Below are 6,495 nucleotides of genomic sequence, written 5' to 3'. Positions count from 1 at the left end.
CAATCACCGGAATGTTTACCGCTTCCGAGACGCGTCTGGTCAATTCGATCCCAAAGCCCTTTTTCTCGCCGTCATCATCCATGCTGGTCAAAAGAATTTCGCCTGCTCCCAGCGCTTCCACTTCTTGCGCCCAGCTAACGACATCTTTGCCGGCAGCGTTGCGTCCGCCGTGCGTGTACACTTCCCAGCGCCCTTCCCCTACCGACCTGGCGTCAATCGCGACTACGATGCACTGGGAGCCGAACACATTCGCCCCCTCGCGAACAAGCTCGGGACGAAGCACAGCGGCTGTGTTCAGCGAAATTTTGTCCGCTCCGGCGCGCAAAATCCGCTTCATGTCCTCCACGCTGTTGATGCCGCCGCCAACGGTAAACGGAATCGTAATGTTGGCCGCCGTCCGCTCGATGACATCCACCATCGTCTTGCGCCCTTCGTGGGAGGCGGAAATATCCAGGAACACCAGCTCGTCCGCACGCTCTTCACTGTACTTCTTCGCCAGCTCGACCGGATCTCCGGCGTCGCGCAGCCCCACAAACTGGACTCCTTTTACAACCCGCCCGTCTTTGACATCGAGACACGGGATGATTCTTTTAGCCAACATCCTGCTCACGTCCCTCCATGCGAGTCAGCGCTTCTTCCAGCGTGAAAGCGTCCGTGTAAAGAGCTTTTCCGACAATCGCGCCGGACACTCCGTCTGCTGCATGCCCTGCCAAAACGAGCAGGTCATCAAGCCGACTCACGCCTCCAGAGGCAATGACCGACTTGCCTGTCGCTATCGCGAGTGCTGCGATTTCCTCGACATTCGGCCCTGTCATCGTGCCGTCGCGGGCAATATCGGTATAAATAAACGTTTCCGCGCCGTATGCCACCAGCCGCTTTGCCAGCTCTGTCGCCGCGACGTCCGTTGTCTCCAGCCAGCCGCGCGTAGCGACCAGGCCATTGCGGCAGTCGAGTCCAATCGCGATTTTGTCGCCGTACGCCTGCAAAATGCGTTTCGTAAAAGGCTCGTCTTCAATCGCGGCGGTGCCGACAATCACCCGCGCCACGCCTGCATCCAAATAGTCCTTGATCTGCGCTTCCGTCCGAATGCCGCCGCCAACCTGCACGGGGACGGACACTGTGCGGGCGATTTCCTTGATGATGGACGCATTGGCCGGCTTTCCTTCCTTGGCCCCGTCCAGATCAACGAGGTGCACCCACTCGGCCCCCTGCTCTACCCAACGCTTTGCCATGGCAACAGGCGAATCCGCATACACCGTCTCCTGGGCGTAATCCCCTTGAAACAGCCGCACACATTTTCCACCGCGAATATCAATAGCTGGATAAATGATAAAACTCACGCCAAAACCCCCTCGCATTGAACGGCAAAATTGCGCAGCAGCCGCATCCCCGTCTCTCCGCTCTTTTCCGGATGGAACTGCATCCCGTACACCTGGCCACGTCCGACAATCGCCGTGACCTCCTGATGATAGTCGCTCGTCGCCAGCAGCACATCCGGCTTGCACAGCACATGGTAAGAGTGAACAAAATAAACGTACTCGCCTTCGCGCACTCCCTCCAGAAGCGGATGCTCCCGCCGGAGACGCAACTGGTTCCAGCCCATGTGCGGCACTTTGTAGTCGCCGCAAAAACGGACCACTTCACCGTGAATCAGGCCGAGTCCGGTGTTTTCGCCGTTCTCCTCGCTTTTGTCAAACAAAAGCTGCATCCCCAGGCAGATGCCCAGGATCGGCCGTTCGGAAGCGACGTATGCGTCAATCGCCCGATCCAGCCCCAGCTTCCTGATGTTTGCAATCGCGTCGCCAAAAGCGCCTACCCCCGGCAAAATCAGCCCGCTGTACTCCTGCAGCCGATCAGGCGCAGAAACGAACTCATACGAATAGCCGAGCCGCTCCAAAGCCTTGCTCAAGCTGTACAAATTGCCCATGCCGTAATCAATGATGCCTATCATCCTACAAAACCCCTTTGGTAGACGGGACCCCTTTTACACGCGGATCGATCGTCGTCGCTTCGTCCAGAGCACGGCCCAGCGCTTTGAAAATAGCCTCGATCATGTGGTGTGTATTGTGGCCGTAGTGCAAGATCACATGCAGATTGATCCGCGCTTCGAGCGCCAGCTTCCACAGAAATTCATGCACAAGCTCAGTCGGAAACTGGCCGACCATGTTCGTAGGATAAGCGGCCCGATACTCCAGATGCGGCCGGTTGCTAATGTCGATCACAACCTGCGCCAGCGCGTCATCCATCGGAACAAAGGCGTTTCCGTAGCGCTTGATTCCTTTTTTGTCGCCCAGTGCCTCGCGGATGCAATGCCCGAGACAGATGCCGATGTCCTCTACCGTGTGGTGGTAGTCGATTTCGATGTCTCCTTTTGCTTTTACCGTCAGATCAAAATGCCCGTGCCGGGTGAACAAGTCAAGCATGTGGTCCAAAAAAGGCACTCCCGACTCCTGCTTGCTTTCGCCTGCTCCATCTACGCCAAAAGAAAGGGCGATCTGCGTCTCATTTGTATTGCGCTCAATAGCTGCTGTGCGGATTGTACGATCACTCATCACTGGTCACACTCCTGCTTCTCGCGATCAAAGTCGCGCAGTCTCTCGGTTATGGCGCGTCCATGCCCCGCCAGCCCTTCCTGCTCGGCCAGGGTCACGATTTTTGGCCCGTTTTTCACCAGGTCATCCTTGCTGTAAGAGATGACACTGGATTTTTTGATAAAGTCATCCACCGACAGCGGCGAGGAAAAACGCGCCGTGCCGTTAGTCGGAATCACATGGTTGGTTCCGGCAAAATAATCGCCGACAGGCTCTGAGCTGTACGGCCCGAGGAAAATCGCCCCGGCGTTTTGCACCTTGCCCAACTGTGCGAAAGGCTCTGCAATCATGATCTCCAAATGCTCGGGAGCGATCCGGTTGATGACGGCGAACCCTTCGTCCAAATTTTCCACGAGCAAAATCGCCCCGTAATCCCGAATCGCCGCTGCAGCAATCGACTGGCGCGGCAGTTCGGCAAGCTGCCGCTCTACCTCCAGCGCCACCTGCTCGGCCAACTCCCGCGAAGGCGTGACCAAAATCGCGGCCGACATCGGATCATGCTCCGCCTGCGACAGCAAATCGGCAGCGACATAACGCGCATTGGCGGTGTCATCAGCCAGCACGGCAATTTCGCTTGGCCCGGCTACCATGTCAATGCTGACCAGCCCGAACACCTCGCGCTTTGCCAATGCGACAAAAATATTGCCCGGCCCGACGATCTTGTCTACCGCCTTGATCTGTTCCGTGCCATAGGTGAGCGCCGCGATGGCTTGCGCTCCGCCCACTTTGTAAATCTCCGTCACCCCCGCGATCTGCGCCGCTACGAGAATCGCCGGATTGACCTTGCCGTCCGCTCCCGGCGGGGTAGTGATGACCACCTCGGGGACGCCTGCGATTTTGGCCGGGATCGCGTTCATCAGGACGCTGGAAGGATAGGCGGCCGTGCCCCCTGGCACATACAGTCCCGCGCGCTGCAAAGGGCGAATCAACTGTCCCAGCATCGTGCCGCTCTCCTTCGTCACAAACCACGACTGGCGCACCTGGCGGCTATGGTAATCGCGTATGTTTTCCGCCGCCTCCTGCAAAGCCGCTTTGACCTGCGGGGAGACTTGCTCGCTCGCTTCGGCAAACTCCGCTGCGCTCACCCGAAACGTCTCCAGCCGCACCCGGTCAAACCTCTCTGTATATTCCCGCAAAGCTTCGTCTTTTCGCTCCCGAACAGCGGCGAGAATGGCCCTGACGGCTTCCTGCTGCTCTCTCGTCCCCGACTCCACCGACCGCTTTCCGTCAAACTGACTCGCTTCCATAATCCGCATGGTCCTTCTCCCCCTCCTTCTCTCTATTTTCTGCCTGGAATAACCTCCAGAAACTTTCCGGCAATATCATCGACCGCTTCGCTTTTCATCCGGTAGCTCGCGCGGTTGGCAATCAGCCGCGTCGTAATCTCGCAAATATGTTCCAGCTCCACCAGGCCATTTTCTTTTAACGTCCGGCCGGTAGAGACGATATCCACAATCCTGTCCGCAAGCCCGATCATCGGCGCCAGCTCCACCGAGCCGTTCAGCTTGATGACCTCCACCTGCTGCCCCTGCTCGCGAAAATAGCGGGAAGCGATCTTCGGATATTTGGTCGCCACTCTCGGCGCTTCTGTCGGCTTCCAGTCCGGCAATCCGGCGACCATCATCCGGCAGTAGCCGATCTGCAGGTCCAACAGCTCGTAGACATCCCGTTCTTCTTCGAGCAAAACGTCCTTGCCGACCACGCCTACGTCTGCAACTCCGTATTCCACATAAGTCGGGACATCGGTAGGCTTTGCCAAAATAAATTCGAGCCTGGCATTTTCCACAGGGATGACCAGCTTGCGTGAATCCTGCAGTTCAGCCGTTACCTCCAGACCCGCCTGCTGCAAAAAGTGCACAGCCTCTTCAAAAATTCGCCCTTTGGGCATGGCAATCGTCAGCTTTTGCTCATTTGCGAAAAACGCCATCTCCTACTCCTCCTGTTCCGTCATGCAGATCACCTTGCTGTAGCCTTGCCCGCTCTCTGCCGCTATCTCCGCTTTTCCCGTTACGAGCCGGGTCACGACCACCTGGAAGTCCGCGCGCAACTGCTGCGCCTTTGCCAATGCTTCCGGCCGCCGATCTTCTGTATAAAGCAGCAAAATGCGTTCTGGCGCTTGACCTCGCAGCGACGGCGTGACCGTCAGCAGCCGATCCATTTTGATCGCAAACCCGGTGGCAGGTGCAGAGCGCCCGAACTGGGCCAAAAGCTGATCGTAACGCCCGCCGCCCAACAGCGGAGAGCCGAGATCGGCGGCGTAGCCTTCAAAGACAACGCCTGTATAGTAGTTCAGATTGATAATCAGATTGAAGTCCAACAGCAAATCCTCGGTAACCCCGTATGCCTCCAGCGATTCCCACAAGGAAGCAATCGTTTCTACCGCCCGCCCTGCTTTTCCGTCACCCGCAAGCTCCCGCGCCTCCGCGATTTTGCTTTTTCCGCCGCGCAAACGAAGCAAGGCGTCCAGCCGTTTTTTCCCCGCAGAGTCAATCGCAACCGTCTCCAGCAATTGGCGGAAGCCGACAAAATCGCGCTCGTGCAAATACTGGCGGAATTGCTGGCGCACATCCGCTTCGGCGACCACGTCCTCCAGCAGCCCGTCTACAAAATCGACGTGCCCGATCGCGATTCGGAACGTCTCCACGCCTGCCGCCCGCAAACAAAAAACTGCCAGCGCGATCGCCTCCGCATCCGCATCCACAGAGCCGTCGCCAATCAGCTCGATCCCCGTCTGGAAAAACTCCGCATTTCGGCCAGCTTCCTTCTCCTGGGCGCGAAACACGTTGGCCTGATAAAACAGGCGGATCGGCAGCGGTACATCTTTATATAAAGAAGAAACAACGCGAGCGATTGGCGTCGTCATGTCCGGCCGCAGCACAACGGTATGCCCCTGTTTATCCAACAGGCGAAACATTCGATCTGTCAGCGTTGCGCTCGCCATTCCCACGGTATCGTAATACTCCAGCGACGGTGTGGAAATTTCCTCGTACCCCCACCGTTCGATACAATGCCGCAGCGCCCGCTCCAAATGCCGTTGCTTCGCCAGTGATTCCGGTAATATGTCCCGCATCCCCAGCGGTTTTTCAAATCCCAACGGCTTCGCCATCGTCATTCCCTCCATTGCTCCGTTTCACTTTACTCTGCTAATATGGTAACAAACTAAAGTGTTATGATGAAGATTACCACGAAGACCGCTCACGGTCAACGGAGATAAGAATAGTCGAAAAATTCTTTATTATAGGTTATAGGCGCCCCGAACAACGCTTGCAAGCACCTCTCATTTACAATGGCTTCATCAGCAGCCCCGCCTCTGCAAGCCAATAAAAAAGAGCCCGCCAAAACGGACTCCGTTCCTTTATTCTTTCTTTCTCCCGCAAAAGCCTGACCAGCGGCGCGCGAGCCTATTTTTCCTCAAGCCCTCCCGGCCGAATCACTTGCATCGGGTTGCCGCCGACAAAAGACCCGGGCGCCACGTCCTTGTGGACCACCGTTCCCGCAGCCACGATCGCCCCGTCCCCAATCGTCACCCCCGGCAAAATCGTCGAGTTGGCTCCAATCAGCACCCTGTCACCAATGCGCACTTCTCCCAGCCGGTATTCCTCCACGAGATACTCGTGGGCGAGAATGGTCGTATTGTAGCCAATCACACTGTTTTTGCCGATTTTTATCAACTCCGGAAACATCGTGTCCATCATGACCATCAGCGCCACTGCCGTTTCCTGCCCGACCTCCATCCGCAAAAAGGTGCGGTACATCCAGTTTTTCCATGACGGAAAAGGCGTGTAGCGGGCAAGCTGGATGACGATGAAGTTTTTCATGACTTTCCAGAAGCTGACCGTGCGGTACATTTGCCAGAGCGGGTTTGGCCCCTGGACCGGATAACGTGTTGTCTTCCTCATGCGCC

8 protein-coding genes (1 of these 8 cut by a window edge) are annotated in these 6,495 nt (G+C 57.0%); all 8 read right to left on the bottom strand.

What is annotated here, in order from left to right; genetic code table 11:
- On the bottom strand, positions 1 to 601 hold the 5' portion of the coding sequence (hisF, locus tag M655_RS03375; protein ID WP_007777911.1) for an imidazole glycerol phosphate synthase subunit HisF. The gene continues 158 nt to the left of window position 1, outside the view; 601 of the gene's 759 nt are visible here — the first part of the coding sequence; its start codon is at positions 599 to 601; its stop codon lies off the left edge, out of view.
- Positions 591 to 1,340 carry a 1-(5-phosphoribosyl)-5-[(5-phosphoribosylamino)methylideneamino]imidazole-4-carboxamide isomerase gene (gene hisA, locus M655_RS03370; protein ID WP_005829919.1) on the bottom strand — a complete coding sequence of 250 codons (750 nt, stop codon included), beginning with the start codon at positions 1,338 to 1,340 and terminating at the stop codon, positions 591 to 593. The genes hisF and hisA overlap by 11 nt, the downstream gene beginning before the upstream one ends.
- Positions 1,337 to 1,951, bottom strand: coding sequence for an imidazole glycerol phosphate synthase subunit HisH (gene hisH, locus M655_RS03365; RefSeq protein ID WP_026557522.1), 615 nt, complete (start codon positions 1,949 to 1,951; stop codon positions 1,337 to 1,339). Before hisH ends, hisA begins: the two co-directional genes overlap by 4 nt.
- 1 nt (position 1,952) lies before the next feature.
- On the bottom strand, positions 1,953 to 2,552 hold the full coding sequence (hisB, locus tag M655_RS03360) for an imidazoleglycerol-phosphate dehydratase HisB (RefSeq protein ID WP_007777917.1): 600 nt from the start codon (positions 2,550 to 2,552) through the stop codon (positions 1,953 to 1,955).
- Positions 2,552 to 3,847 (bottom strand): histidinol dehydrogenase, encoded by a 1,296-nt coding sequence (hisD, locus tag M655_RS03355; protein ID WP_005829915.1) that lies wholly within the window; start codon positions 3,845 to 3,847, stop codon positions 2,552 to 2,554. Before hisD ends, hisB begins: the two co-directional genes overlap by 1 nt.
- Positions 3,848 to 3,870: 23 nt before the next feature.
- On the bottom strand, positions 3,871 to 4,518 hold the full coding sequence (gene hisG / locus M655_RS03350; RefSeq protein WP_005829913.1) for an ATP phosphoribosyltransferase: 648 nt from the start codon (positions 4,516 to 4,518) through the stop codon (positions 3,871 to 3,873).
- A gap of 3 nt (positions 4,519 to 4,521) precedes the next feature.
- Positions 4,522 to 5,697, bottom strand: a complete 1,176-nt coding sequence (locus tag M655_RS03345; RefSeq protein WP_007777922.1) for an ATP phosphoribosyltransferase regulatory subunit — start codon at positions 5,695 to 5,697, stop codon at positions 4,522 to 4,524.
- A 295-nt stretch (positions 5,698 to 5,992) separates the two neighbouring features.
- Complete coding sequence (locus M655_RS03340) at positions 5,993 to 6,490, bottom strand: acyltransferase (RefSeq protein WP_007777925.1); 498 nt, start codon at positions 6,488 to 6,490, stop codon at positions 5,993 to 5,995.
- Positions 6,491 to 6,495: the final 5 nt, after the last annotated feature.

The organism is Brevibacillus sp. NSP2.1 (genome assembly GCF_000470975.2).
Classification (GTDB): Bacteria; Bacillota; Bacilli; order Brevibacillales; family Brevibacillaceae; genus Brevibacillus; species Brevibacillus agri.
The sequence above is the reverse complement of the archived record's forward strand: the minus strand, read 5'-3'. Positions and strand labels throughout refer to the sequence as shown.